This is a genomic window from Rhodococcus sp. NPDC058532 (assembly GCF_042719255.1).
Classification (GTDB): domain Bacteria; phylum Actinomycetota; class Actinomycetes; order Mycobacteriales; family Mycobacteriaceae; genus Rhodococcus_G.
The window spans coordinates 205,129-230,668 of record NZ_JBHXNU010000004.1 but is presented as its reverse complement, the minus strand read 5'-3'; the positions used below and the strand labels follow the sequence as shown (position 1 = coordinate 230,668).

Here is a 25,540-nt window from a genome sequence, read left to right as displayed (position 1 = left end):
GCGGGTCAGGAGATGACGGCGATCAGGTCGCCCTGCTGAATGACGTCGCCGACCGCGACGTCGACCGAGGTGACGGTGCCGTCGACCTCCGCGATCACCGGGATCTCCATCTTCATCGACTCCAGGATCACGAGGGTGTCCCCCTCCTTCACCGCGTCACCGGCGGCGACAACCACCTGGAAGACGGTGGAGACCATTTCGGCGCGCACGTCTTCGGCCATCGAGCACCTCGCTTGTGTTGGGACCTACCAGTGGAAGTACAGCCAACCACACGTGGAAGAATGTCCCCGAGCGAGATCGGACAAGAAGGGAGACAACCATGGGTAAGCGTGGTCGCAAGAAGCGCAGCCGCAAGGGCAGTGCCGCAAACCACGGCAAGCGTCCCAACGCCTGAGCGCGTAGACGAAGCCAGTAACGCCGAACGGGCGGTTACCGCGTCCCCCTCTCGGGTGATGTTCCGGTAACCGCCCGTTCGACGTCCTTGCTACTGCGCGGGATCGATGCGGGTGACGATCGTGGTCTGGCTCAGCTGAATCCGCAGCCGCTGCCGGAGGCCCTCCGGCGCGTGCTCGCCGCCGCACTTGCGCGAGAGCAGCGACTTCACCTTCGCCTCGATGCCGTAGGCCTCGAAGCAGGAGCCGCAGTCCTCCATGTGCTGCTGCAGCCGGGCGCGGGTGCGCTCGTCGCATTCGTTGTCGAGCATCAGCCAGACGTCGGCGATCACGGCGGAGCAGTCGAGCCGCTCGAATTCGTTCTGCTCGCTCACCGGGACGCCTCCTGCTCCTGGCCTGTGGTTGTTGTGGTGGCGCCGCGGTTGAATCCGCGTTCGCGGGCGACATCGGCGAGCAGCCCGCGCAGTTGCTTCCTGCCGCGGTGCAGCCGCGACATGACCGTTCCGATCGGGGTACCCATGATCTCGGCGATCTCCTTATACGGGAACCCTTCGACGTCCGCGTAGTAGACGGCCATCCGGAACTCCTCCGGCAGCTGCTGCAGCGCGTTCTTGATCTCGTCGTCGGGCAGCGCATCGAGCGCCTCCACCTCCGCCGACCGCAGACCCTGCGAGGTGTGCTCGGCGGTGGCGGCGAGCTGCCAGTCGGTGATCTCGTCGGTCGGGTACTGCGCGGGCTGCCTCTGCTTCTTCCGGTACGAGTTGATGTACGTGTTGGTCAGGATGCGGTACAGCCACGCCTTGAGGTTGGTGCCCTCCTTGAAGGAACGGAACGCGGAGTACGCCTTGACGTACGTCTCCTGCACCAGGTCCTCCGCGTCGGCGGGGTTGCGGGTCATCCGCAGCGCGGCGCCGTACAGCTGGTCGAGCAACGGCAACGCGTCCCGCTCGAATCGCTGCGTCAGCTCGGCCTCCGTCTCACCTGCGGCGCCAACATCCGGGCCGGTGTCTCGGGGTTCGCTCAGGTCGTTGGGCACGGTGATCCCTTCGCTCTCGTCAGAGATCAAGGCTACCGCCACCGGCCCGACGGGCTGTCGATCAGCGCCCCTCACGACCTTCCTCGCTGCGGGACGTTCGAGGCATTGCACCGACACCGGCGGCTCCTTCCGACATGGACCAACGTGCCCGGTGCAACGCGCCGACGGCGAAGACTGTTCCCCACCGCAACGACCACCGCCCGCGGCCCTACAGTCTTCAGGCATGGCAGGCTCCGCAACCCCGGCGACCCAGACCCTGGTCAAGGCCAAGGTTCCGCATCGCGTCCACGGATACGACCACGACCCGACCAACGCCTCCTACGGCACCGAGGCCGTCGATGCGCTGGCGGGAGAGCTCGGCCTTGACGCCGCGCAGATCCTCAAGACGCTGGTGATCAAGACCTCGGACGGCAAACTCGCGGTCGCGGTGCTCCCGGTCCCGTCGAAGCTGTCGCTCAAGGCGGCCGCCGCGGCACTCGGAGCGGGGAAGGCGGTGATGGCGGAGCAGGCGGACGCGGAGCGGTCGACGGGCTACGTGCTCGGCGGCATCTCCCCGCTGGGGCAGCGCCGGACGCTGCCGACGGTGATCGACGCGTCCGCCACCGACTGGGATCGGGTGCTGTGCAGCGCGGGCCGCCGCGGCCTGGAGATCGACCTGGACCCGCGGGACCTGGTTCGGTTGACCGGGGCGGTGCTGGCGCCGATCACCGCGGGCTGACCCGTCGGGAACAAACCCGCCCGGCGAAACCGTTGCACGTGGCAACCATGTGTCCGTGTCAGAAAGCCGGTGCCCTCGTGACCGTTCCGCTCTCCATCCTCGACCTCGCGCAGATCGGCGACGGCGAGCACGCCCGGGACAGCTTCCGCGCCAGCGTCGAGATGGCCCGGGCCGCGGAACGACAAGGCTACCAACGTATCTGGTACGCAGAACACCACAACATGCCGTCGATTGCCTCGTCGGCGACGAGCGTCCTGATCGCGCACATCGCCGCGAACACCGAGTCCATCCGGCTCGGATCCGGTGGCGTCATGCTGCCGAACCACGCGCCGCTGACCATCGCCGAACAGTTCGGCACCCTCGCCGAACTGCATCCGGGCCGCATCGACCTCGGACTCGGCCGCGCCCCGGGCAGCGACCAGCAGACGATGCGGGCGCTGCGCCGGGACCCGTCGTCCGCCGACTCCTTCCCGCAGGACGTCCTCGAACTGCAGGGCTACCTCACCGGCCCGACCCGGGTGGCGGGCATCGAGGCCACCCCGGGCAAGGGCACGAACGTGCCGCTGTACATCCTCGGCTCGTCGCTGTTCGGCGCGAAACTCGCGGCGATGCTCGGCCTGCCGTACGCGTTCGCCTCACATTTCGCCCCCAACGCCCTCGACGACGCGATCGCGATCTACCGCCGCGAGTTCCGCCCGTCGGCGCAGCTCGCGGAGCCGTACGTGATCGCGGCCGTCAACGTCATCGCCGCCGACACCGAGGACGAGGCGCAGGCCCTGTTCACCGCGACCCAACGCAAGCGGGTCCAACTGTTCGTCGGCCGCGGCCGCACCTTCACGCCGGAGGAGACGGACCTCGTCCTCACCTCGCCGGCGGGCCAGCAGGTGCTGCAGATGCTGCGGTACACCGCGGTCGGCACCGCGCAGCAGGTGCGCGACTACCTCGACACGTTCACCGCACGCACCGGCGCCGACGAGCTGATGGTCGTCTCCTCGGCAACGGACCGGTCCGCGTGGCTGCGGTCGCTGGAACTGGTTGCCGAGGTCAGCGACCTCGCCTCCCCCGCACCCTCACCCAAGGTTCCGTAATGTCACATTGGGGGTCGCCAGGTAAGCCAATGTGACATTAGGGAACGCACGCGGGGATCAGAGCAGGCTGATCTGCTCGCCGACGGCGGTGCCGGGCGGCGCGGCGGGCGCGATCAGGTCGGCGCCGTCGTTGCGGACGCTGTTGACGCGGTCCGAGACGCGCCGGATCTCGATGCCCGCCGCGACCGCCTCGGAGACCCCGGCGAGCAGGTCGCCGGGGTCCTCACCGTCGGGGTCGAGCCAGCGGTCCCAGTGGTCCGGGGTGAGGATCAGCGGCATCCGATCGTGCACGGACCGCAGTTCCCCGACCGCGTCGGTGGTCAGGATCGTGCAGCTGAGCAGCGGGACGCTCGCGCCAGCCCGGGCCGCGGGGTCGTGCCACACCGACCAGAGCCCGGCCATGAACAGCCGCGACCCGTCGGCCGGGGTCAGGTAGTGCGGGACCTTCACCGCCTTGCCCGCCGCGGTCGGCTCGGTCGTCCACTCGTACCAGCCGTCCATCGGGATCAGCGCCCGCTTACCCCGCACCGCGGCCCGGAACGCCGGCTTCGTCGGTGCGGTGTCGGCGCGGGCGTTGAACAGCGGCGCCGACCGGACCGGCGCACCGTCCTCGCCCGCCTTCGTCCACGGCGGCACCAGCCCCCACCGCATCCGCCGGATCCGCCGCGTCGGGTCGGCGTCGGGGTGTTCCCGGTCGTGCCGGGCGACGACGGCGAGCACCGGGTCGGTCGGCGCGACGTTGTACCGCTCGGTCGGCCGCGGCGGCGCCGACCCGGTCTCGTCGACCGCATCAAGTTCGACCGCGAGCAGGGCCGGGTCGACCGTGGTCGCATATCTCCCACACATGCCGTCCATTCTGGTCGCCCGCACCGACACGTGCAGGGGGCGTGCCGACCGGCGTGCCGCCCGATGCGGGAAGATGGTGGCCGTGAGTCTGTGGAGAGCGCCCCGAGCCGTATCGCCCGTGCACGCGACCGTGACCCTGCCGGGGTCGAAGTCGATCACCAACCGGGCGCTGATCCTCGCCGCGCTCGCCGACGGGCCGTCCACCGTCACCGGAACCCTCCGCAGCCGCGACACCGACCTGATGATCGATGCCCTGCGCGCGCTCGGCGTCGACATCACCGAACTCGACTCCCCCACCACCCTGCGCGTCACGCCGGGGCCGCTGCACGGCGCCGGCGTGGACTGCGGCCTTGCCGGCACCGTGATGCGATTCCTGCCCCCGGTGGCGGCCTTCGCCGACGGCGCGGTCGCGTTCGACGGTGACGAGCAGGCCCGCAGCCGCCCCCTCGGCACCATCCTCGACGCGCTGCGCGGCCTCGGTGTGTCGATCGACGGCGACGGACTGCCGTTCACCGTCACCGGCCGCGGCGCCGTCGCGGGCGGTGAGGTGACGATCGACGCGTCCGGGTCGTCGCAGTTCGTGTCCGGCCTGCTGCTGTCCGCGGCGCGGTTCACCGACGGCGTCGTGGTCCGCCATGCGGGCGCGGCGGTGCCGTCGATGCCGCACATCGACATGACCGTGGAGATGCTGCGCACCGCCGGGGTGCGGGTGCACACCCCCGCCGCGGGGGGGCAGGCGATCTGGCGGGTCGAGCCGGGACCCGTCGCCGCGGTGGACTGGGTGGTCGAACCCGACCTGTCGAACGCGACCCCGTTCCTCGCGGCGGCCGCGGTGACGGGTGGCGTGGTGAGCGTGCCGCGGTGGCCCGCGTCGACGACCCAGCCCGGTGACGCGATCCGCGGCATCCTCACCGACATGGGGGCCGCCGTGTCCCTTGATGATTCGGTGCTGACGGTCACCGGACCGGACCGCCTGCACGGCATCGACGTCGACCTGCACGACGTCGGCGAGCTCACCCCCACGGTCGCCGCGCTCGCCGCGCTCGCCGACTCGCCGTCGACGCTGCGTGGCATCGCCCACCTGCGCGGGCACGAAACCGACCGGCTCGCAGCGCTGTCCGCCGAGATCAACAACCTCGGCGGCGCGGCAACCGAGACCGCGGACGGCCTGCACATCGACCCGCGACCGCTGCACGGGGGCGAGTGGGGCTCGTACGCGGATCACCGGATGGCCACCGCGGGTGCGATCGTCGGGCTGGTCGTCGACGGCGTCCACGTCGACGACGTGGAGACCACAGCGAAGACCCTCCCCGGCTTCGAGAAGCTGTGGGCGGACATGCTTTCCGATCGCATCGGGGCATCCTCCTGAGCGCGCGCCGGTACGACGAGTCCGATGTCCGGGTCCGCCCGGGCAAGGGCTCACGACCCCGCACCAAGAAGCGGCCGGAGCACCGGTCCGCCGAGTCCGCGATGGTCGTCTCCGTCGACCGCGGACGGTGGGGCTGCGTGCTGGACGACGACCCCGACCGCCCGGTCGTCGCGATGCGGGCGCGGGAACTCGGCCGCACCCCGATCGTCGTCGGGGACCGGGTCGGCGTGGTCGGCGACGTGTCGGGACGCGTGGACACCCTGGCCCGGATCGTGCGGGTCGAGGACCGGGCCACCGTGCTGCGCCGGACCGCCGACGACACCGACCCGTACGAGCGGGTCGTGGTCGCGAACGCCTCGCAGTTGCTGATCGTGGTCGCGCTCGCCGACCCGCCGCCGCGGACCGGCTTCGTGGAGCGAGCACTGGTCGCCGCCTATGTCGGCGGACTCGATCCGATCCTCTGCCTGACGAAGGGCGATCTCGCCGACCACCGCGAGTTCGCGGCGGCCTTCGAGGACCTCGACGTCCCGGTGGTATTGGCCGGAACCTCGGAACCACTGGACACCGTCGAGCGCATTCTGGCGGGGACGGTCACCGCACTGATCGGCCATTCCGGTGTCGGCAAGTCGACGCTCGTCAATCGCCTTGTCCCGGAGGCAGATCGGGCGACCGGGGTGGTGTCCGGGGTGGGCAAGGGCAGGCACACCTCGACGCAGTCCGTCGCGCTGCCGCTGCCGATCCGCGCCGGCGCCCCGGAGGGGGCGCCCCGCGGCTGGGTGATCGACACGCCCGGCATCCGGTCGTTCGGCCTCGCCCACATCTCGCCCGACGACGTGATGGGCGCGTTCGCCGACCTGGCGTCCGCGATCGAGGACTGCCCCCGCGGGTGCACCCATCTCGGGCCACCCGCGGACCCCGAGTGCGCGCTGGACCGACTCGACGGGCAGGCAGCGCGCCGCGCCGGCGCGGTCCGACAGCTGCTGGTGGCGCTGTCGTCGAACGAAACCTGGTGAGACCGGCGGCATCACCGGGCGAGATCACGATTCGGCCACCGCGGCCCGCCCGGGATGCCACACCCCGGTCCCTGTGTTTACGCTGTACGAGCTCAATCTGATTCGAATCAGCTCAGGTCACGACACAGGCTGGATTTCCCCGCCGTCACGAGACAAGGAGTAACTCAGATGGGTAGTTTCGAGGACGTCATCGACGCAGGTTCGGCCATCTTCGGCGATGTCAGGAGCATCTTCGCCACCCTCATCGACCTCGGGTCGTCGATCGTCGGCTCCTCCAACGAGCCTCCCGAGTAGCCACCTCCGGCTCCGCGAGCGACCCCGGATCCACCGGGTGGTCGTGACGCGCAGGTGGACCCACCGTCACGGGCGGGTCCACCTGCGCATGCACGCGTCGACGTCTCGGCCCGCCGAGCCCGCCGGATGGTCAGCGGGGCAACAGCTTCCGCAGCCCGCGCCGCTTCCTGCTCTCCCGGATCGCGGTCTTGAGCCCGCGCGAACGCCCGGTCGCCGGATCCCGGGTGAGGACGGTTTCGCGTCCCTCCCACTTGCGCTCGGAGGCGGTCTCCGGCGCGTCGTCCGTGGTGTCGGTGAGGTACGTGTTCGGCAGCGACAGCTTGGCGATGGTGCGCCACGCCTTCCCGTACTGCACCAGCAGCGGCCCCGTGGTGTACGGCAGGTCGTACTTGTCGCACAGTTCGCGGACCCGCACCGCGATCTCCGCGTAGCGGTTCGACGGCAGGTCCGGGAAGATGTGATGCTCGATCTGGTAGCTGAGGTTGCCGGTCATGAAGTCCATGGCGCGGCCGCCCGAAATGTTTGCGCTGCCGAGCATCTGCCGCAGGTACCACTGGGCCTGCGTCTCGTTGTCGACGTCGGCCTTGGTGAACTTCTCGGCGCCGTCCGGGAAGTGCCCGCAGAAAATGACGGCGTTGGTCCACACGTTGCGGATCACATTCGCGGTGAAGTTTGCGCTCATCGTCGACTTCCACGCCCTGCCGGTCAGCGCGGGGAAGACGACGTAGTCCTTGAGCAGCTGCTTGCCCATCTTGTCGCGGACCTCGCGCAGCTTGCGCTTGGTTTCCTCGCGGTCGTCCCGCCCCTTCGCGACCTTGCCGAGCTCGACATGCTGGGCGGCGATGCCGAACTCGAAGAACAGCGCGAGCAGGGTGTTGTAGACGAGGTTCCCCGCATTGAACGGCTTCCACCGCTGATCCCGGGTGACGCGCAGCAGCCCGTATCCCACGTCGTCGTCCATGCCGAGGATGTTGGTGTACTTGTGGTGCAGGTAGTTGTGGGTCTGCTTCCAGTGGGCGGACGGGCCGACCACGTCCCACTCCCAGCTGCTCGAGTGCACCTCGGGGTCGTTCATCCAGTCCCACTGCCCGTGCATCACGTTGTGCCCGAGCTCCATGTTCTCGATGATCTTCGCGACCCCGAGCATGCCGGCACCGAGCGCCCACAACGGGCGCTTGCGGCTGCCGAAGAGCACCGCGCGGCCACCGACCTCGAGGGAGCGCTGCAGCCGGATGGTGTTACGCAGGTACCGGGCGTCCCGCTCGCCGCGGGACGCCTCGATGTCGCGTCGGATCGCATCCAGCTCCCGACCGAGGGCCTCGATGTCGGCCTCGGTGAGGTGCGCGTATTCCTTGACGTCCGAAATAGCCATCGTTCTCCAGGTCCTGCTCGTCGATTACCGGCCTACCGTACCGTAGGTTACGCCAGCGTAGGTTTCCGTCGGCGGCCTGTGACGTCAATCACAGGCGTCGCCCTCACCTGCCGCGCAGCCGCCGCAGCGCGGACCGCAGCCCGACCCGGCGTCCGGTCGCCGGATCCACCCGCGGGGCACCCCCGTCGCCGAACCTGCGCTCCGACGACGTTTCCGGCGCATCGTCCGACGTCGCGGTCAGGAATCGGTCCGGGAGGGACAGCTTGAGCACGGTGCGCAGCGCCAGCAGGTACTGCCGCGACAGCGGCCCGGTCGTGTACGGCAGGTCGTACTCGTCGCACAGCGCCCGCACCCGCACCGACACCTCGCGCAGCCGGTTGCTGGGCAGGTCCGGGAACAGGTGGTGCTCGATCTGGAAGCTCAGGTTCCCGGTCAGGAAGTCCAACGCACGCCCACCGGAGATGTTCGCGCTGCCCAGCATCTGCCGCAGGTACCACTCCGGTCGGGTCTCCCGCTCCTGCTCGGCGACCGTGAACTTCTCGGCGCCGTCGGGGAAATGCCCGCAGAAGATCACCGCGTACGCCCACACGTTGCGGATCAGGTTCGCGGTCGCGTTCGCGGTCAGGGTGCTTCGCCACGCGGGCCCGGTGATCGCCGGGAACAGCACGTAGTCCTTGACCACCTGCCGGGTCGCCTTGCGCAGGAACGCCCGGTCGACCGCGCGCACGTGTTCCTGCCCCCGCGCCGCCTCCCCCTCCCTGGTGATCTTCCAGTCGTGCAGCGCGATGCCCCACTCGAACCCGGCGGCCAGCACCACATTGGCGACCGGCTGCAGCAGATTGATCGGCCGCCACGGCACGTCCCTGGTCATCCGAATGATTCCGAACTGGACGTCCTCGTCCATCCCGACGACGTTCGTGAAGGTGTGATGCGAGTAGTTGTGCGCCCGCTTCCACTGCGACGACGGCCCGGTCTGATCCCACTCCCACGTCGTGGAGTGGATCTCCGGGTCGTTCATCCAGTCCCACTGGCCGTGCACGATGTTGTGCCCGAGCTCCATGTTCTCGACGATCTTCGCGAGGCCGAGCATCGCGGTCCCCGCGATCCACGCGGGCCGGTACCTGCTGCCGAACAGGATCGCCCGGCCACCGATCTCGAGTGCCCGCTGGGCCCGAATCACGTTGTGGACGTACCGGGCGTCCGCGGCGCCCCGCGACTGCTCGACGTCCCTGCGGATCCGGTCCAGTTCCCGGCCGAGCTCCTCGATGTCACCCTCGGTTAGGTGCGAGAACTCTCTGATGTCCGTGATGGCCATCGTCGGCGCTACAGATCGATGGTGCAGTCGCCGGCCGCGACCGAGACGCACGTCTGCACCCGCTCGCCCTCGCCGTGCTCCTGCCCGGACCGCAGGTCGCGGACGTGGCCCGACAGCAGGGGCGCGACGCAGGTCTGGCAGATGCCCATCCGGCAGCCGAACGGCATCTGCACGCCGAGGTTCTCACCCGCCTCCAGAATCGTGGTGACGCCGTCAACGTCCGTGGCGCGGTCCGACTTCGCGAACGTCACCGTGCCGCCCTGCCCGGAGGTGTCGGCCCGCGCGATCGTGAACCGCTCGGTGTGCAGGCGGTCGGTGAGGCCCGCCTCGGCCCACACCCGCTCCACCTCGTCAAGCATCTCGACCGGCCCGCACGCCCAGGTCTGCCGCTCCCGCCAGTCCGGGTACAGCTCGTCGAGGTCGGCGAGCCGGAACCGGCCACCGCCGCGCGTGCACTGCACGTGGGAGACGAAGCTCGGGTGCGCGTCGTGCAGCGCGGACAGTTCGTCGCCGAACATCACGTCCTGCTCGGTCGGCGCCGAGTGCACGTGCACCACGTCGGGCACGGTGCCGCGCCGGACCATCGACCGCAGCATCGCCATCACCGGCGTGATGCCGCTGCCCGCGGTGAGAAACAGGATCTTCTCCGGCGGCGGCTCGGGCAGCAGGAAGTTGCCCTGCGGCGCGGCGAGCCGGACCACGGTGCCCGCGGGGACGCCGTTGATCAGGTGGCTCGACAGCCGACCCTCCGGCATCGCCTTCACCGCGATCGTGATCAGCCGGTGCTCACGACTCGGCGGCGACGTCAACGAGTAGGAGCGCCAGTGGAACCGGCCGTCGACGAGGATCCCGATGCCGATGTACTGACCGGGCTGGTAGTCGAAGTCGAAGCCCCAGCCCGGCTTGATCACCAGGGTCGCCGAGTCCGCGGTCTCGGTCCGCACCTCGACCACCTTGCCGCGCAGTTCGCGGGCCGACCACAACGGATTGGCCAGGTGCAGGAAGTCGTCCGGCAGCAGCGGCGTCGTCACCCGGGTCACCGCCCCGCGCAGCATGTTCACACTCGGCCGTCGCGGTGCCGACACGTCGGCCGCCGGCGCCTCGAGCCACTTCCTCAAGCCCATCAAACTTCCATCCACTCGCAGAGGTTACGGGCCCGTAGGTTACCCGCAGGTGAGGCAGCCTGTCACGCACTCCGCCGGACGCTCAGAGCAGGTCGAGCAGGAAGGGGAGTTCCTGGGTGGCATACCAGGCCAGATCGTGGTCCTCCGCATCCCCGAGCACGAACTCGGCGTCCGCGTCACCGAGGTCGGCGGCGTCGACGACCTCGGCGGCCCGCTCGACCGCGGCCTCCGCATCGGAGAGGTCGACGTGCACCGACGCCACCGCGGACAGCGGCAGCGGGGCCGCGAGCCGGACCACCGCGTCGTCGAGGTCCGGGCGCAGCGCCACCTCGTCCACGTCGGCGGCGATCACCGCCCGCCGATACATCACCGACCCCGCCGGGTGCTCGCCCTCGGCGGCCTCGGGTCGCTCACGCTCCCCCGCCTCGGTTGCGATCAGCCGCAGCGATGCCCGGGCCGCCTCGGTCATCGCCACCTCGGCGAGCTCGTCATCGTCACCGGTCGCGTAGGACTCCCGCAACGCGGGCGTCACCGCGAACGCGGTCCGGCTGACCGGGTTCAGCTCCTCCTCGGCGACCAACCGCTGCAACATTGCGATCGTCGCGGGCACGTAAACCCTCATGCATTCCCCTTCACCGGCAGACTTCCACCAACTCGTCGAGCGCCTCGTACAGCAACCCGGTGATCACGTCGACGTCGGACATCGCGTCCCGGTCACCGTTCAAACCGTAGTAGACGTGGCCGTCGTACGACGTCAGGCCGATGCTCAGCGCCTGGTTGCGGATCAGCGGCGACACCGGATACGTCTCCAGCAGCTGCGCGCCCCCGAGGCACAGCGTCGACTGCGGGCCCGGCGCGTTGGTGATCATCACGTTGAACATCCGCTGCGACAGCCCACTCGCCATCCGCAGCCCCATCGCGTGCAGGGTCGCCGGGGCGGTCCCCGACACCCGAACCAGGGTCTGGGCCGCCACCGTCCGGTTCTGCTGGGTGTGTGCCTCGGTCGCGTGCGCGATGTGGGACAGCCGGACAACCGGATTGGGCTCCCCGACCGGCAGATCGATCAGCAGCGACGACGCCCGCCGCTCGTCGCTGCCCGGCGCGTCGATCGCCATCGGCACCATCGCCCGGACCGTCGAGAACGCGGTGACCGGTTCGCCCCTGGACAGCAGCCAGTTCCGCAACGCCCCGGTCAACACCGCGAGGATCACGTCGTTCACCGCGCACCCGAAGCGGCGGCGCACCGTCCGGTAGTCGTCGAGCGACGTCTTCGCGGTCGCGAACCGCCGGTTCCGCGAGATGGTGGCGTTCAGCGGGGTGGCGGGCGCCGTCGACGCCGCGGTGCGCAGCAGCGCCGCCACGTTGCCGATCGCGGCCGCCGCCGTTCCTGCGACGTCACCCACCCGCATGCGGACCGTCGCGACGCCCTCCGCGGGCCGGGTGATCATCTCGGCGACCGCGTTCATCACCAGCTCGGCCTCCCGCGGCTCCCGCGCGGGCATCCATAGTTCCGCGGGGACCTCGCGCGGATGGTCGCATCGATCGAAGATCACCTGCCCGATCTCAAGCGCGTCGACACCGTCGACGAGCGCCGTGTGCGACTTGGTGAAGATCGCGATCCGGTCGTCGGCCAACCCCTCGACGAGATACATCTCCCACAGTGGCCTGCTGCGGTCCAGCGGTCGTGACGTCAGTCGGGCGACGAGGTCGTACAACTGCTCGTCGGAGCCCGGCTTGGGCAGCGCCGACCGGCGCACGTGATAGGTGATGTCGAAGTCCCGGTCGTCGACCCACACCGGCCGCGCCAACCCGAGCGCCACCTCCCGCACCCGCTGCCGGTAGCGGGGAACGAGCGGAAGCCGGTGCTCGACGTGGCTGAGCAGATCCTCGTGGTCGAGGCCGCCGTCGGGGGCCCGCAGGATCGCCAGGGACCCCAGATGCATCGGGGTGCTGCTCGCTTCGAGGAAGTAGAAGGACGCGTCCTGCGTCGTCAGCCTGGTGTCCATGCCGCCCCCGTGTTCATCCGTCCCCCGCATCGGGGGACGCCGGGCCGTCTCCGCCCGCCCCGCCGGGCTCGGAATCGAACAGTATCCGCAGTTCCTCGACGGTGGCGTCCGCGCCCACATGGTGGACACCGACCATCCCCACCGCGACTGCGCCTCGGACGTTGCCGATCAGGTCGTCGACGAACACGCAGCGCGCTGGCGGGACGCCCAGCAGTCGGGCGGCATGCAGAAAGATGCGCGGATCCGGTTTCGCGAGGCCGACATCACCCGAGAGGACCACCTCGTCGACGACGCGGCCGCCGAGCCCCCGCAGCGCGGCACCGCCCGGACCACCGGGGTCGTTGCTGAGGATCGCGGTCCGCACCCCGCGGGCCCGCAGGTCCGCGACCACGGCCACCAGCCGTTCCGGGTCGGAACCCGGCCCGTCAAGGACTCCACCGAAGTCGAGGATCAGCCCACGCACGGCCCCCACCCTAGGGCTGGCCCGCCCTGGCGCCGCGCCGGAATACCGGAAACCGTGCGGGCGATGGCAATTCGTGCCATCCTCGCACCGTCCGGACTCTCCCCGGGATCGACCCCGTACCGCGGTGTCGGCGGAATCGCCGCCGCCGCACCGGCAGCCCGTCGACGAGGAGAGCACCATTGAGGACCTACGTCACCGACGCCCCCAGCCCCGAACCGCCCACCGAGCCAACACCGCCGAGGCACACGCACCGGCTCGCACTCCGCACCCCGCGACCCCTCCCGCATCGCACCCTCACCCCGCGGCACGCCGCCGCCGCCGACCGGCACCCAGCGGGCGACGGCGAGGCACCCGGCGTCCCGGACCTCGGATGTCGACGATTCGGCGAGATGGCCCTGCGGATGGTCCTCGAGGCACTCGACCGCCGTCGCCACCTGTCCACCCTGCGTCCGCTGCTGGGGTCGACCCCGTTCGACCTCGTGACCGCGGTCGTCAGGGCGGGCGCACCGGGGCGCGGGCTCGGCACCGCGCACCTGCGTCGGGTGCACGTGCGACCGCTGGACCAGGACCGGGCCGAGGTCTTCGGCAGCTACGTCCGCGGCGGCCGCACGTTCGCCATCGCGGGACGCCTCGAACGCGCACCAGCCGCCCGCCGGCGGTCCGCGGACGCCGGGGGCGCCTGGAGGTTCACGTCACTTCAGGTCGGCTGACGCCGGCCGCGGCTAGCGCTTTTTCTTCTTCTTGGTGTCCCGCTCGGCCTGCCTGCGCTCGCGTCGGGTCGGCCCGACCACGGACGTGGGATCCCCGCTGGTACGGACCGACGCGGTCCCGTCCTCGGCCGGTCCGGAGAAGGTCAACGCACCCTCCTCCTGATCGTCGAGCCCCTTCGCCCGCAGCGCGGCAGGCGCGGCCTGCGCGGTGGGTGCCTGCTGCTGCCCGCCCTGGCTCGGCGGCGGGGTCGCGGTCCGGGCCGGAGCAACCGACTCGCTGCGCGCGGCGGCGGCCGCAGTGGTCCAGCCGGACTGTTCCGGCGCGGGCGCCGCCTCGACCTGCAGGTTGAACAGGAACCCGACCGACTCTTCCTTCAGGCCCTCGAGCATCGCGGTGAACATGTCGTAGCCCTCACGCTGGTACTCGACGAGGGGATCCCGTTGGGCCATCGCCCGCAGCCCGATGCCCTCCTTGAGGTAGTCCATCTCGTAGAGGTGCTCGCGCCACTTGCGGTCGAGCACGGACAGCAGCACCCGGCGCTCAAGCTCCCGCATGCCGTTCTCGCCTGCGATGGCGTCGATCTGCTGCTCCCGCTGCGCATAGGCCGAGCGGACGTCCGCGAGCAGCGCATCGCGCAGTTCCTCGCGGGACAGGTCGCCGCGGTCACCGTCCTCGGTCTCACCGGTGAGGGCCCGATGCTCGACACCGACCGGGTAGAGGGTCTTCAACGCGGTCCACAGCTGGTCGAGATCCCAGTCCTCGACGTACCCCTCGGCCGTCGCCCCGTCCACGTAGGCGGTGACCACGTCGGTGATCATCGTCTCGACCTGGCCCTCCATGTCCTCGCCCTCGAGGATCTGGCGGCGCTCCTCGTAGATGACGGTGCGCTGCTGGTTCATCACCTCGTCGTACTTGAGGACGTTCTTGCGGATCTCGTAGTTCTGCTGCTCGACCTGGGTCTGCGCGCTCTTGATCGCCTTCGAGACCATCTTCGCCTCGATCGGCACGTCGTCCGGCAGGTTCAGCCGCGTCATGATCGACTCCAGCGCCGCGCCGTTGAAGCGGCGCATCAGCTCGTCGCCCAGCGACAGGTAGAACCGGGACTCGCCGGGGTCGCCCTGACGACCCGACCGACCGCGGAGCTGGTTGTCGATGCGCCTCGACTCGTGCCGCTCGGTGCCGAGCACGTACAGGCCACCCGCGTCCCGCACCTGGTCGGCGTCCGCCTTCACCTGCGCCTGCACCTGCGCGAGCGCGCCCTCCCAGGCCGCCTCGTACTCGTCGGGGGTCTCCACCGGGTCAAGGCCCTGCTTGCGCAGCAGCACGTCGGCGATGATGTCCGGGTTGCCGCCGAGCACGACGTCGGTGCCGCGGCCCGCCATGTTGGTGGCGACGGTCACCGCGCCGGTGCGGCCCGCCTCCGCGACGATCTGCGCCTCCTTCTCGTGGAACTTGGCGTTGAGCACGTTGTGCGCGATCCCGCGCTTGGTGAACTGCTTCGACAGGTACTCGGACCGCTCGACGCTGGTGGTGCCGATCAGGACCGGCTGCCCCTTCGCGTGCCGCTCGGCGACGTCGTCGACGACGGCATCGAACTTGGCCTCCTCCGTCTTGTAGATCAGGTCGCCCTGGTCGACGCGGACCATCGGCCGGTTCGTCGGGATCGGGATGACGCCAAGCTCGTAGGTCTGGTGCAGCTCCGCCGCCTCCGTCTCGGCGGTACCGGTCATGCCGGACAGCTTGTCGTAGAGCCGGAAGTAGTTCTGCAGCGTGATCGTGGCGAGGGTCTGGTTCTCGGCCTTGATCTCGACCTTCTCCTTGGCCTCGATCGCCTGGTGCATGCCCTCGTTGTAGCGGCGGCCGACGAGGATGCGTCCGGTGAACTCGTCGACGATGATCACCTCGCCGTCCCGGACGATGTAGTCCTTGTCCCGCTGGTACAGCTCCTTCGCCTTGATCGCGTTGTTCAGGTAGCTGACCAGCGGCGAGTTCGCGGCCTCGTACAGGTTCTCGATGCCGAGCTGGTCCTCGACGAACTCGACCCCGGCCTCGTGCACGCCGACGGTGCGCTTCTTGATGTCGACCTCGTAGTGCACGTCCCGCTTCAGCAGCGGCGCGATCCGCGCGAACTCGCCGTACCACTTGCTGGACGCGTCCGCCGGACCGGAGATGATCAGCGGGGTGCGGGCCTCGTCGATGAGGATGGAGTCGACCTCGTCGACGATCGCGAAGTTGTGCCCACGCTGGACGAGGTCGTCGAGGGTGTGCGTCATGTTGTCGCGCAGGTAGTCGAAACCGAACTCGTTGTTGGTGCCGTAGGTGATGTCGGCGGCGTATGCCTCCCGCCGCTGCGCCGGGGTCATCCCGGACAGGATCACGCTGGTCTCGAGGCCCAGCGAGCGGTGCACCCGCCCCATCCACTCGGAGTCACGCTTGGCCAGGTAGTCGTTGACGGTGACGACGTGCACGCCCCGGCCCGCGATGGCGTTGAGGTAGGCGGGAAGGACGCAGGTCAGGGTCTTGCCCTCGCCGGTCTTCATCTCCGCGACATTGCCGAAGTGCAGCGCGGCACCGCCCATGATCTGCACGATGTAGTGCTTCTGGCCGAGCACCCGCGCGGACGCCTCCCTGGCCACCGCGAACGCCTCCGGCAGCAGGTCGTCGAGGGATTCCCCGCGTGCGAACCGCTGCTGGAACTCCCCCGTCTTGTCCCGCAACTGCTGGTCGGACAGCGCCTCGTACTCGGGCGAGAGGGTATCGACGTGCTCGGCGATGTGCTTAAGCCGCTTGACCATGCGACCTTCACCAACACGGAGCAGCTTGGACAGTGACAGCGAGGGCACGGGTGTGAACGTCCTAGGGTCTCGGCGGGCGGGTGTGCGATCCGGCAGGCATCGCAGCAGGATCCGGTCGAGAGGAGCGAACCCCTCGACCGGATCCCATGGTAGGCGCTGCGGCCGCCGCTCGAGTCGATCGACCACTCATTCTTGTCGGTTACTCAGGCTTCCGCCGCGACGTCCTCAACCGATCCGGGTCGGTGTTGCGGTCAGGTTGCCGCTGGCCAGCGCGGGTCTGCCTGGTCAGGCGAGCCGGATCAGTCCGTAGTCGAACGCGTGACGCCGGTACACGACCGACGGTCGGTCGGTCTCCTTGTCGTGGAACAGGAAGAAGTCGTGTCCGACCAGTTCCATCTCGTACAGCGCGTCGTCGACGGCCATCGGGGCGGCGGAATGCACCTTCGTCCGCACGATCTGGCCGGGGCCCTCCGGTTGTTCCGGCTCGAGCGACAGGTCCGGGGAGATGCCGAGCGAATCGTCCTCGGCGAGCGCGGCGGTCGCCTGCGCGACCGACACCGGGGTCTTGTCTCCGTAGTGGACGCGCCTGCGATCCTTGGTCCGACGCAGCCGGGCCTCGAGCTTGGCGGTCACGCTCTCGAAGGCGGCGTAGAAGCTGTCGGCGGCGGCCTCGGCGCGAACCACGGGCCCTTTACCTCGGGCGGTGATCTCGACCCGCTGGCAGTTCTTCGCCTGCCTGCGGTTTCGTTCGTGCTGGAGTTCGACGTCGATGTGGTAGATCGTCGGATCGAAGCGCTCAAGACGAGCGAGCTTCTCGGAAACGTAGACCCGGAAATGGTCCGGGACCTCGACATTGCGGCCCTTCACCACGATCTCGGAGCGTGGGGCATCGGATTGCCCGGTGGATTCTGCAGCGTCCTGAACGAAGACAGATGCTGTCGAAGGGGTCGTCACGCGTACCTCCCGAATACGGCCGAGCCAAGAATTTGACCTGCGGCGGATGAGCTACGCCGGGAAGGGGACCGCCCGGCGTCAGGGTTTGGAACTATCACCTCCCACCCGTGTCGTCGGCTGTGCTGGCGACGGTAGTACGAGTTCGACACAAGTGCCAGCATTCGGGTCGAACGCGTCATGCGACCCCGATCACCAGCACCGCGTCGACCCGGACACCGACCCCCGCGAGCGCGCGAACGGACTCCGCCGCGGTCGCCCCGGTGGTCAGGACGTCGTCGACGAACACCACGCAATCCGACCGGACGGTCCCCACCGGCGGGGTGGCCCGGACCCGTCCCGCCAGGTTCGCGACTCGGGCGTGCGCCGAGAGCCCGACCGAATCCCGAACGCCAGCACCGAAACTCAGGGCACGCTCGACCCGCACCGCCTCCGGGGCCAACCGCTCGGCCGCGCATCGCACCATCGCCAGCACCGGATCGCCGCCCCTGGCCCGTGCCGCTCGCCGCCGGGTCGGCGCGGGAACGACCGTCAGCCCGGCCAGCTCGGGGGGATCGATCTCGCCGAGTGCGCGCAACTGTCGCACCGCACCGGCCAGCGCGGCGCCGAGGGGGCGGGCGAGGTCGCGGCGGCCCCGTTCCTTCGCCGCGATCACCGCCGCCCGCCGCGCCCCGCCGTGTGCTCCCACCGCCCACACCGGGACCCCCGTATCGATCCGCGGCGACACCGCGACCGGCGGTCCAGCCAGCTGTGTCGCGCAGCGCGCGCACCACAGGGTGCCCGCGACGCCGCAGCCACCGCACTCGCGGGGGAGGATCAGGTCGAGCAGTGCGCGCATGCCCGGCAGTGTGCCCCGGCCCACCGACAACACCGGCGACGAGGAGTCGGGCGGGTCAGCCCGCCAGCACCGGGACGGCCCTGACCCCGGTCAGGCCGGGGACCTCACGCCAATAGCGGTCCCCCGCCGGGTCCGTGCTGTTGAGCTGGAAAACCGCGAGCGCGTCCGCGACGTACGTCATGGACGGGGTTGCCTCGACCGCGGTCACCGGCGGGGTGAGGTTGCGGCTCGGCAGCGCGTCCATCCGGGACCCGTCGACGGAGACGCTGACGACCGGGATGTCCGAGGCAGCGCGCACCACCACGATCGCGTCGCCGGTCGACCAGTCGAGGGTGACGGCGGGGCTGCCGAGACCGACCGCGATCGGTTGCGCGCCGGTCAACCGGTAGCCGCCCTCCGGTCGGGGGATCACGGTCACGGCATAGACCTTGCCGTCGATGATCGCCGCGGCGCGGGTGCCGTCCCTGGACAGCCGGAACTCGGTGATCGTGGTGCCGAGCGAGGCGATGTCGGCGGTGTCCACCTGCTCCACGGTCCACTCACCCGCCGGTCCCGGCGCCGTCCGCAGCACCCGCGCGCCGTCGACGACCGTCCACACCGCGGTGTCCCCGAGCGCCCAGGTCGGCCGGGTCAGCGTGCCACCCTCGGCGACCCGGGACGCCTGCCCGTCCACCGGCCCGACCATCAGCGTCGACACCGCCTCGGGCGGCGACACCGACTCGGTGCCGGGCCGGGTGGCTGGCGCCGCCACCGCGGCCGCGGATCTGCCGTCCCGGGACAGCGCGGCCGACCGCAGGTCCGATCCCGACCCGAAGTAGCCGGGCTCCGGATCGATACCCTCGTCGGTGACCCGGACGAGGGCGCCGTCCCGCAGCGCGTACAGGCCGACCGCGGCCGCCCCCGACGCCGCCGGGTTCGTCGACGACACGTCCGCCGTCGTCCAGCCGTTGGGGAGCCGCTCGTCGAGCGGTTTGCCGTCGCCGATCAGCACGTACGGGCCGGGGATCTCGGCGTTGGCGAGCGTCCAGACGACCTGCGCGGCGAGGCGGTCCCGGCTCACCACGTCCAGCGGTCCGGTGCCCTCGAACTGGATCCGCAGCCCACCAAAGCCGATACCGACCCCGGCGCTGCGGCCGTCCGCCTTGGTGATCGGATCCGCCAGCCGCACGTCGGCGAGCTGGTTCGACACCGCACCCTGCAGCGACGGCTTCGGGCCCGCGATCAGCATCCGGATCAGCGTGTCGGCCAGGTCCTGCGGGTTCGTCGAGATCCACCGCAGGTCGGGGACCGTGGTCGACCCGGTCGGGTCGAGGAAGTACAGCGCCTTGCGCTGGTAGGTCTTGAGGAACTGGGGCCGGTCCAGGATGACACCCGGCGGCAGCTGATCGATCCGCCACTCCCCGTTCTCCCGAACCAACCGGACCGTCGCCTCGTAGGTTCCCTCGACCGCCTGGTACACGCCGCCCTGTCCGAGCTGCCCGACCCGGTTCGCCCGGATCGTGTATCCGGCCTGGTCGTCGGATCGCTGCGACTCAGGCAGCACGTCCACCTTGTCGACGATCGTCGTCTCGACGCTGTCGTCCCAGGTCGCGGCCGCCGAGGTGGTCAGGAACTTGCGGGCCGCGGCGTGCCGGTCGGTCGGGTCGGTGCTGGCCGCGAGGAAGTCCCGCAGCAGCAGGTTCGGTTCCCGTCCCGGAGCGGGCGCGGGCACCACCGGGTTCGCCGGCTCCTGCGCGATCGTGCCGATCGCCTGCGGGGTGGACGAGTCGGGCAGGCTGGCGCAGCCGCCGAGCAGGACGGCGGCAACCACCGCCGCCGCGCAGCCAGCCCACCGCCGCCGCCTCATGTCCGTCGCTCCCGGAGCATCGGCAGGCTGGCCGTCTCGTCGGGGTCGAGCGGCTCGGACTCCCCCGACTCCGTGTCGCTGGTCTCAGTGTCCCCGTCGGGGTCGCGGCCCTGCACCCGCTTGATGGTCGGCGGGCGCAACGGGAGCGGGCTGCTGGTCACCTTGTGCCCGCGGACCAGCGGCAACGTCAGCCGGAAGCACGCGCCGACGCCGGGCGCACCCCACGCGTCGAGCCTGCCGTCGTGCAGCCGGGCGTCCTCGACGCTGATCGCCAACCCGAGTCCGGTGCCGCCGGACCGGCGGACCCGGGACGGGTCCGACCGCCAGAACCGGTTGAACACCAGCTTCTCCTCCCCCGGCTGCAACCCGATGCCCTGGTCGCGCACGATGAACGCCGCCGCGTCCGCGTCGGCGCGCAGCCGCAGCAGCACCGGCCTGCCCTCGCCGTGGTCGATCGCGTTCGCCAGCAGGTTACGCAGGATCCGCTCGACCCGACGCGGGTCGACCGTCGCGTCGACCGGTTCCTCGGGCAGGTCGAGAATCAGTTCGGTCCCGGTCTCCCTGGCCAGGTGCCGGATCGTCGACACCGCGGCGCGGGCGCTCATCCGCAGGTCCAGCTTCTCGGCGGCGAGCTCGGCGACCCCGGCGTCGTGGCGGCTGATCTCCAGCAGGTCACCCAGCAGCGATTCGAACCGGTCAAGCTCGGCGACCAGCAGCTCCGACGATCTCCGCAACGCGGGGTCGAGGTCGGCGCTGCCGTCGTGGATCAGGTCGGCGGCCATCCGGACCGTCGTCAGCGGAGTGCGCAGCTCGTGGCTGACGTCGGAGGTGAACCGCTTCTGTAGGTTGCCGAACTCCTCGAGCTGCGTGATCTGCTTGGACAGGGATTCGGCCATGTCGTTGAACGACATCGCCAGCCGGGCCATGTCGTCCTCACCGCGCACGGGCATCCGTTCCCGCAGCTTGCCCTCCGCGAACCGCTCGGCGATCCGCGACGCGGACCGGATCGGCAGCACCACCTGACGTGCCACGATCAGCGAGATCGCGGCAAGCAGCACCAGCAGCACCGCGCCGCCGATCAGCAGGGTGCTGCGCATCAGTGACAGGCTGCGGTCCTCACCCGCGAGGGGGAACACCAGGTACAGCTCGAGGTCGGGGACGTCGGCGATCACCGGGCTGCCGACGATCAACGCGGGCCCCGTGTAGCCGTCGGGATCGCTGACCGTCGAGAACTGGTAGCTGACCTGACCGTTGAGGACGAACTCGCGCAGACTGTGCGGAATCTGATCGACCGGCCCCCGCCGACGGCTCCGCCGCCGGGTCGCCGCGGGCGATCAGCACCGGGTCGAAGGTGCCAGCCGCACCGGACGCCGGACCGGAGTCCGAGCTGCGGGCGGTCAGCGACGACCGCGCCCCCTCGAGGCGGGTGCTGATCGAGGCGGTCTCGTCGGTGCCAGCGAGGTAGCTCTGCACGGTGCCCCGCGCCCGGTCCATCTCCTCGGTGGCCGCCGACAGCTTCGCCTCGACCAGGCGGTCGGTGATCTGGCTCGTCAGGACAACGCCGAGGATGGTGATGACGACCAACGACAACGTCAACGTCGACACGACCACCCGCAGCTGCAGCGACCGCCGCCACAAGTGCGCTAGCGCGACGCTCGTGTTGCGGAACCGTCGGAGCAGCGGCGTGAACGTGCCGTTGATCCGACGCCGCATCCGGGTGCTACGGATCACGGCGGTCCGGCCTTGTAGCCGACCCCCCTGACGGTGAGAACGACCTGCGGATTCTCGGGATCGCGCTCGACCTTCGCACGCAGCCGCTGCACGTGCACGTTGACCAGCCGGGTGTCGGCGGCATGCCGGTAGCCCCACACCTGCTCGAGCAGGACCTCCCTGGTGAACACCTGCCGCGGCTTACGGGCGAGGGCCACCAGCAGGTCGAACTCGAGCGGGGTCAGGGAGATCAACTCCCCGTCCCTGGTGACCTTGTGGGCGGGAACGTCGATGTCGATGTCGGCGATCGACAGCAGTTCCGCAGGCTCCTCCTCGGTGCGCCGCAGCCGGGCCCGCACCCGCGCCACGAGTTCCTTCGGCTTGAACGGCTTCATCACGTAGTCGTCCGCCCCGGACTCGAGGCCCAGCACCACGTCGACGGTGTCGGTCTTCGCGGTGAGCATCACGATCGGCACCCCGGAGTCGGCGCGCAGCACCCGGCAGACGTCGATCCCGTTCATGCCGGGCAGCATCAGGTCGAGCAACACCAGGTCGGGGCGGATCTCCCGGACCGCGGACAGCGCCTGGGTGCCGTCACCCACCACGAAGGGCTCGAATCCCTCCCCGCGCAGCACGATGGTGAGCATCTCGGCGAGTGCCGTGTCGTCGTCGACAACCAGAATGCGTGGCTTCATGTCTCTATCGTGTCACTCCGAGGCGCGCCCGACGTTGATTGGTGACATCGGCGGCGAGTTGTGCCGGGTCGACGTCCGGTCCGACCACCGTCCACGGCGAGATCCACTGCCGCACCGCAAGCCCGTCGTAGACCTCGCCGGTCCTGGCCTGCAGGCCTGAATCGCGCTCGTAGGCGTCGCGTTGCCGGTCCGCTTCGATGCCCGCGCGGCTGCGCGCCCGGCTGGCGGCCAACTCCACCGGAACCTTCAACAGGATCTGCAGTGCGGGCCGCGGCAGCCCGAACCGGCCGAACTCGAGGTCCTCGATCCAGGAGACGTCGGGGCCCTGCGCGCTCTGGTGCCGCCGCGCGGCGGTGTAGGCGGCGTTGGACGCGACGTAGCGGTCGAGCAGGACGATGTCGTGGGTGGCGATCATCTCGCGCAGGTCGGCTGCCGCGTCGCGGCGGTCGAGCGCCCACAGCAGCGCCATCGCGCTGATGCTTTCGGCGGTGTCCCCGTGCCCGCCGTGCAGCGCCTCGGCGCCGAGGTCCGCATGCACGGACACCCCGTACCGCGGAAAGGCCAGCGTTGCGACGCTCAGTCCGGCGCCGCGCCAGGCGTCAACCAGCGCGTTCGACAGCGTGCGCTTGCCAGCGCCGTCGAGCCCCTCGAGTGCGATGAGGATTCCCACGGTCGCCCAGCCTAGGCGCTGCCGCGCCTGTGAGTCCTTTTGGCCCCGGACGGGGCCAAAAGGACTCACAGGCGGCGGAGCCGCTAGTAGCGGTAGTGCTCGGGCTTGTACGGGCCCTCGACGTCAACGCCGATGTACTCGGCCTGATCCTTGGTCAGCTTGGTGATCGAACCGCCGAGTGCCTCGACGTGGATCCGCGCGACCTTCTCGTCGAGGTGCTTGGGCAGGCGGTACACCTCGTTGTCGTACTCGTCGGGCTTGGTCCACAGCTCGATCTGCGCGATGACCTGGTTCGCGAACGAGTTCGACATCACGAACGACGGGTGGCCGGTGGCGTTGCCCAGGTTCAGCAGGCGACCCTCGGACAGCACGATGATGCTGTGCCCGTCGGCGAAGGTGAACTCGTCGACCTGCGGCTTGATGTTGACCCGGGTGACCTCCGGCGAACGCTCCAGCGTCGCCATCTCGATCTCGTTGTCGAAGTGACCGATGTTGCCGAGGATGGCCTGGTGCTTCATCTGCTTCATGTGCTCGAAGGAGATGATGTCCTTGTTGCCGGTCGAGGTGATGACGATGTCGGCCTGGCCGATGAACTCCTCGACGGTCTTGACGTCGTAGCCGTCCATCATGGCCTGCAGCGCGTTGATCGGGTCGATCTCGGTGACCGTGACGCGGGCGCCCTGGCCGCGCAGCGCCTCGGCGCAGCCCTTGCCGACGTCGCCGTAACCGCAGACGAGGGCGGCCTTGCCGCCGATCAGCACGTCGGTGCCGCGGTTGATGCCGTCGAGCAGCGAGTGCCGGGTGCCGTACTTGTTGTCGAACTTGCTCTTGGTGACCGAGTCGTTGACGTTGATCGCCGGGAACACGAGCTCACCGGCCGCGGCAACCTGGTAGAGGCGCAGCACGCCGGTGGTGGTCTCCTCGGTGACACCCTGCACGGACTCCGCGACGGTCGTCCACTTGGACTTGTCGGCCTCGAGGGACGTGCGCAGCAGCGCGAGGAACACCTTGTACTCGTCGGAGTCGTTCGCGTCGTCGGTCGGCGGGACGACGCCGGCCTTCTCGAACTGCGCACCCTTGAGCACAAGCATGGTGGCGTCGCCGCCGTCGTCGAGGATCATGTTCGCCGGCTGGTCGGGCCAGGTGAGCATCTGCTCGGCCGCCCACCAGTACTCCTCGAGGGTCTCGCCCTTCCACGCGAAGACCGGGGTGCCCTTGGGCTCCTCGGGGGTGCCGTGCGGGCCGACGACGATCGCGGCGGCGGCGTGGTCCTGAGTGGAGAAGATGTTGCACGACGCCCAGCGCACCTCCGCACCGAGCGCGGTGAGGGTCTCGATCAGCACCGCGGTCTGGATGGTCATGTGCAGGGAGCCGGAGATCCGCGCGCCCTTGAGCGGCTGCACTTCGGCGTACTCGCGGCGCAGCGCCATGAGGCCGGGCATCTCGTGCTCGGCGAGGCGGATCTCCTTGCGGCCGAACTCGGCGAGCGAAAGGTCCGCCACCTTGAAGTCGATCCCGTTGCGGGTCTCCGCGACACACTTGTTCTCAGACACTGAGGTCGTCATCTGCCTCTCCTGGTTGGCAATAGCTGCGGTAGAGGCTACCGGGAGGCGAGCCCGACGAAACACCGGCTAATCGCCGGTCCCGGTGATCTCCTCCCCGAACGGACCGATCAGCGCGGCCAGGTCCTCGGCGACATCGGCGTGCGCGGCGGGCGGCATCGAGATGTAGCTCAGCGCGAGCCGGACGATCCCCCGGCCGAGAATCCCGGCCTCCACCGGTCCGGCCTGTATCCAACTGCGCCGAAACGTCTCCGACAGCTGTGCGGCACCGCGCTCCAGGATCGGGGCGCTGTCCGTGGTGATCAGGCGCAGCAGGTCGGGCTTGGCTATTCCGGTGAGCAACGACTTCACTAGCGGGTCCGCGGCGCTGAGGGTGAAGAAGCCGGTGAATCCGTCGACGAGGGCGGTCCGGACCGAGCCAGGATGCCGGTACATCGCGGCGTCCACGACCTCGACGAACCGGTCGACCAGGCGCAGCGCGTAGGCCTGCGCCAGCCCGGGACGGGACTGAAACTCGTTGTACACGGTCTGCCTGCTCACGCCAGCCGCGGCCGCGACCTGCGACATGGTGACCTCGGACCAATCCTTCTCGGTCAGCAGGTCCCGCATCGCGTCGAGCACCGAATCTCGCAGCAGCGCGCGGGCGGCCTGCGGATACGGGATTCGGGTCGAGGGCGGCATGTCCGCGAGGGTGGCACCTGCCGGCCGGGCCGTCAACGACGACTC

General features: G+C 70.0%; 25 protein-coding genes and 1 pseudogene. 7 read left to right on the top strand and 19 right to left on the bottom strand.

Translation table 11 applies throughout. The annotated features are described in order from the left end of the window. Positions 1 to 5: 5 nt before the first annotated feature. Positions 6 to 221, bottom strand: a complete 216-nt coding sequence (locus ACFWQG_RS07445) for a biotin/lipoyl-binding carrier protein (RefSeq protein WP_378506954.1) — start codon at positions 219 to 221, stop codon at positions 6 to 8. A gap of 98 nt (positions 222 to 319) precedes the next feature. Between ACFWQG_RS07445 and ACFWQG_RS07440 the strand changes: the two genes are divergently transcribed. Continuing rightward, positions 320 to 394 carry a 50S ribosomal protein bL37 gene (locus ACFWQG_RS07440; RefSeq protein ID WP_095887907.1) on the top strand — a complete coding sequence of 25 codons (75 nt, stop codon included), beginning with the start codon at positions 320 to 322 and terminating at the stop codon, positions 392 to 394. A 90-nt stretch (positions 395 to 484) separates the two neighbouring features. On the opposite strand, the gene rsrA is transcribed toward ACFWQG_RS07440, so the two are convergent. Together rsrA and ACFWQG_RS07430 are read right to left on the bottom strand one after the other, a co-directional pair. After that, complete coding sequence (rsrA, locus tag ACFWQG_RS07435; protein WP_378506953.1) at positions 485 to 766, bottom strand: mycothiol system anti-sigma-R factor; 282 nt, start codon at positions 764 to 766, stop codon at positions 485 to 487. After that, the gene (locus ACFWQG_RS07430; protein ID WP_378507047.1) at positions 763 to 1,416 is read right to left on the bottom strand and encodes a sigma-70 family RNA polymerase sigma factor; all 654 of its coding nucleotides are present in this window, start codon (positions 1,414 to 1,416) and stop codon (positions 763 to 765) included. The genes rsrA and ACFWQG_RS07430 overlap by 4 nt, the downstream gene beginning before the upstream one ends. A 235-nt stretch (positions 1,417 to 1,651) precedes the next feature. On the opposite strand from ACFWQG_RS07430, the gene ybaK reads away from it, so the two are divergent. Further along, positions 1,652 to 2,146 (top strand): Cys-tRNA(Pro) deacylase, encoded by a 495-nt coding sequence (gene ybaK, locus ACFWQG_RS07425; protein WP_378506952.1) that lies wholly within the window; start codon positions 1,652 to 1,654, stop codon positions 2,144 to 2,146. 77 nt (positions 2,147 to 2,223) lie between these two features. Beyond that, the gene (locus tag ACFWQG_RS07420) at positions 2,224 to 3,234 is read left to right on the top strand and encodes an LLM class flavin-dependent oxidoreductase (protein ID WP_378506951.1); all 1,011 of its coding nucleotides are present in this window, start codon (positions 2,224 to 2,226) and stop codon (positions 3,232 to 3,234) included. 57 nt (positions 3,235 to 3,291) lie between these two features. Here the strand turns inward: ACFWQG_RS07420 and ACFWQG_RS07415 are convergent, their stop codons facing one another. Further along, positions 3,292 to 4,080: an SOS response-associated peptidase gene (locus tag ACFWQG_RS07415; protein WP_378506950.1), complete on the bottom strand. Its 789-nt coding sequence runs from the start codon at positions 4,078 to 4,080 to the stop codon at positions 3,292 to 3,294. A gap of 73 nt (positions 4,081 to 4,153) precedes the next feature. Between ACFWQG_RS07415 and aroA the strand changes: the two genes are divergently transcribed. The 3 genes from aroA to ACFWQG_RS07400 all read left to right on the top strand — a co-directional run bounded on the left by aroA (position 4,154) and on the right by ACFWQG_RS07400 (position 6,756). After that, positions 4,154 to 5,449: a 3-phosphoshikimate 1-carboxyvinyltransferase gene (aroA, locus tag ACFWQG_RS07410; protein WP_378506949.1), complete on the top strand. Its 1,296-nt coding sequence runs from the start codon at positions 4,154 to 4,156 to the stop codon at positions 5,447 to 5,449. After that, positions 5,407 to 6,462, top strand: coding sequence for a ribosome small subunit-dependent GTPase A (gene rsgA / locus ACFWQG_RS07405; RefSeq protein ID WP_378506948.1), 1,056 nt, complete (start codon positions 5,407 to 5,409; stop codon positions 6,460 to 6,462). The genes aroA and rsgA overlap by 43 nt, the downstream gene beginning before the upstream one ends. Positions 6,463 to 6,630: 168 nt before the next feature. Further along, complete coding sequence (locus ACFWQG_RS07400; RefSeq protein WP_378506947.1) at positions 6,631 to 6,756, top strand: hypothetical protein; 126 nt, start codon at positions 6,631 to 6,633, stop codon at positions 6,754 to 6,756. Between the two features lie 130 nt (positions 6,757 to 6,886). On the opposite strand, the gene ACFWQG_RS07395 is transcribed toward ACFWQG_RS07400, so the two are convergent. From ACFWQG_RS07395 to ACFWQG_RS07370, 6 genes are all read right to left on the bottom strand, one after another. Then, a complete protein-coding gene (locus ACFWQG_RS07395; protein ID WP_378506946.1) occupies positions 6,887 to 8,128 on the bottom strand; it encodes a fatty acid desaturase family protein in 1,242 nt (413 codons plus the stop codon). A 103-nt stretch (positions 8,129 to 8,231) separates the two neighbouring features. Then, entirely contained in the window at positions 8,232 to 9,443 is a 1,212-nt protein-coding gene (locus ACFWQG_RS07390; protein WP_378506945.1) for a fatty acid desaturase family protein, read from the bottom strand. A gap of 8 nt (positions 9,444 to 9,451) precedes the next feature. Further along, positions 9,452 to 10,567: a ferredoxin reductase gene (locus ACFWQG_RS07385; protein ID WP_378506944.1), complete on the bottom strand. Its 1,116-nt coding sequence runs from the start codon at positions 10,565 to 10,567 to the stop codon at positions 9,452 to 9,454. Between the two features lie 82 nt (positions 10,568 to 10,649). Then, complete coding sequence (locus ACFWQG_RS07380; protein WP_378506943.1) at positions 10,650 to 11,189, bottom strand: DUF6912 family protein; 540 nt, start codon at positions 11,187 to 11,189, stop codon at positions 10,650 to 10,652. 10 nt (positions 11,190 to 11,199) lie between these two features. Beyond that, a complete protein-coding gene (locus ACFWQG_RS07375) occupies positions 11,200 to 12,573 on the bottom strand; it encodes a wax ester/triacylglycerol synthase family O-acyltransferase (protein ID WP_378506942.1) in 1,374 nt (457 codons plus the stop codon). 13 nt (positions 12,574 to 12,586) lie between these two features. After that, the gene (locus tag ACFWQG_RS07370; RefSeq protein WP_378506941.1) at positions 12,587 to 13,036 is read right to left on the bottom strand and encodes an HAD-IA family hydrolase; all 450 of its coding nucleotides are present in this window, start codon (positions 13,034 to 13,036) and stop codon (positions 12,587 to 12,589) included. Positions 13,037 to 13,215: 179 nt separating this feature from the next. Between ACFWQG_RS07370 and ACFWQG_RS07365 the strand changes: the two genes are divergently transcribed. Beyond that, positions 13,216 to 13,746: an Rv3235 family protein gene (locus ACFWQG_RS07365; RefSeq protein ID WP_378506940.1), complete on the top strand. Its 531-nt coding sequence runs from the start codon at positions 13,216 to 13,218 to the stop codon at positions 13,744 to 13,746. A gap of 12 nt (positions 13,747 to 13,758) precedes the next feature. Here the strand turns inward: ACFWQG_RS07365 and secA are convergent, their stop codons facing one another. The 9 genes and pseudogenes from secA to ACFWQG_RS07320 form a co-directional block, all read right to left on the bottom strand. After that, positions 13,759 to 16,590, bottom strand: a complete 2,832-nt coding sequence (gene secA, locus ACFWQG_RS07360) for a preprotein translocase subunit SecA (RefSeq protein ID WP_378506939.1) — start codon at positions 16,588 to 16,590, stop codon at positions 13,759 to 13,761. Between the two features lie 237 nt (positions 16,591 to 16,827). Beyond that, a complete protein-coding gene (gene hpf / locus ACFWQG_RS07355; RefSeq protein ID WP_378506938.1) occupies positions 16,828 to 17,496 on the bottom strand; it encodes a ribosome hibernation-promoting factor, HPF/YfiA family in 669 nt (222 codons plus the stop codon). A gap of 175 nt (positions 17,497 to 17,671) precedes the next feature. After that, positions 17,672 to 18,331, bottom strand: coding sequence for a ComF family protein (locus ACFWQG_RS07350; RefSeq protein ID WP_378506937.1), 660 nt, complete (start codon positions 18,329 to 18,331; stop codon positions 17,672 to 17,674). A 55-nt stretch (positions 18,332 to 18,386) separates the two neighbouring features. Beyond that, positions 18,387 to 20,177 (bottom strand): MtrAB system accessory lipoprotein LpqB, encoded by a 1,791-nt coding sequence (lpqB, locus tag ACFWQG_RS07345; protein WP_378506936.1) that lies wholly within the window; start codon positions 20,175 to 20,177, stop codon positions 18,387 to 18,389. Then, positions 20,174 to 21,890: pseudogene (gene mtrB, locus ACFWQG_RS07340) on the bottom strand (MtrAB system histidine kinase MtrB). The gene lpqB and the pseudogene mtrB overlap by 4 nt, the downstream one beginning before the upstream one ends. Before the next feature lie 14 nt (positions 21,891 to 21,904). After that, on the bottom strand, positions 21,905 to 22,582 hold the full coding sequence (gene mtrA, locus ACFWQG_RS07335; protein ID WP_378506935.1) for an MtrAB system response regulator MtrA: 678 nt from the start codon (positions 22,580 to 22,582) through the stop codon (positions 21,905 to 21,907). A 4-nt stretch (positions 22,583 to 22,586) separates the two neighbouring features. Beyond that, positions 22,587 to 23,252 (bottom strand): dTMP kinase, encoded by a 666-nt coding sequence (locus tag ACFWQG_RS07330; protein WP_378506934.1) that lies wholly within the window; start codon positions 23,250 to 23,252, stop codon positions 22,587 to 22,589. An 83-nt stretch (positions 23,253 to 23,335) separates the two neighbouring features. Beyond that, positions 23,336 to 24,817: an adenosylhomocysteinase gene (gene ahcY, locus ACFWQG_RS07325; RefSeq protein WP_378506933.1), complete on the bottom strand. Its 1,482-nt coding sequence runs from the start codon at positions 24,815 to 24,817 to the stop codon at positions 23,336 to 23,338. A gap of 66 nt (positions 24,818 to 24,883) precedes the next feature. Then, positions 24,884 to 25,495 carry a TetR family transcriptional regulator gene (locus tag ACFWQG_RS07320; RefSeq protein ID WP_378506932.1) on the bottom strand — a complete coding sequence of 204 codons (612 nt, stop codon included), beginning with the start codon at positions 25,493 to 25,495 and terminating at the stop codon, positions 24,884 to 24,886. Between the last annotated feature and the right edge of the window lie 45 nt (positions 25,496 to 25,540).

What these genes read in the sequence shown, in the direction of transcription:
- ACFWQG_RS07445 (WP_378506954.1), bottom strand. Translation starts at nt 221, where the DNA reads ATGGCCGAAGACGTGCGCGCCGAAATGGTCTCCACCGTCTTCCAGGTG.
- ybaK (WP_378506952.1), top strand. Translation starts at nt 1,652, where the DNA reads ATGGCAGGCTCCGCAACCCCGGCGACCCAGACCCTGGTCAAGGCCAAG.
- ACFWQG_RS07415 (WP_378506950.1), bottom strand. Translation starts at nt 4,080, where the DNA reads ATGTGTGGGAGATATGCGACCACGGTCGACCCGGCCCTGCTCGCGGTC.
- aroA (WP_378506949.1), top strand. Translation starts at nt 4,154, where the DNA reads ATGGTGGCCGTGAGTCTGTGGAGAGCGCCCCGAGCCGTATCGCCCGTG.
- ACFWQG_RS07400 (WP_378506947.1), top strand. Translation starts at nt 6,631, where the DNA reads ATGGGTAGTTTCGAGGACGTCATCGACGCAGGTTCGGCCATCTTCGGC.
- ACFWQG_RS07395 (WP_378506946.1), bottom strand. Translation starts at nt 8,128, where the DNA reads ATGGCTATTTCGGACGTCAAGGAATACGCGCACCTCACCGAGGCCGAC.
- ACFWQG_RS07390 (WP_378506945.1), bottom strand. Translation starts at nt 9,443, where the DNA reads ATGGCCATCACGGACATCAGAGAGTTCTCGCACCTAACCGAGGGTGAC.
- ACFWQG_RS07385 (WP_378506944.1), bottom strand. Translation starts at nt 10,567, where the DNA reads ATGGGCTTGAGGAAGTGGCTCGAGGCGCCGGCGGCCGACGTGTCGGCA.
- ACFWQG_RS07380 (WP_378506943.1), bottom strand. Translation starts at nt 11,189, where the DNA reads ATGAGGGTTTACGTGCCCGCGACGATCGCAATGTTGCAGCGGTTGGTC.
- ACFWQG_RS07375 (WP_378506942.1), bottom strand. Translation starts at nt 12,573, where the DNA reads ATGGACACCAGGCTGACGACGCAGGACGCGTCCTTCTACTTCCTCGAA.
- ACFWQG_RS07350 (WP_378506937.1), bottom strand. Translation starts at nt 18,331, where the DNA reads ATGCGCGCACTGCTCGACCTGATCCTCCCCCGCGAGTGCGGTGGCTGC.
- lpqB (WP_378506936.1), bottom strand. Translation starts at nt 20,177, where the DNA reads ATGAGGCGGCGGCGGTGGGCTGGCTGCGCGGCGGCGGTGGTTGCCGCC.
- mtrA (WP_378506935.1), bottom strand. Translation starts at nt 22,582, where the DNA reads ATGAAGCCACGCATTCTGGTTGTCGACGACGACACGGCACTCGCCGAG.
- ahcY (WP_378506933.1), bottom strand. Translation starts at nt 24,817, where the DNA reads ATGACGACCTCAGTGTCTGAGAACAAGTGTGTCGCGGAGACCCGCAAC.
- ACFWQG_RS07320 (WP_378506932.1), bottom strand. Translation starts at nt 25,495, where the DNA reads ATGCCGCCCTCGACCCGAATCCCGTATCCGCAGGCCGCCCGCGCGCTG.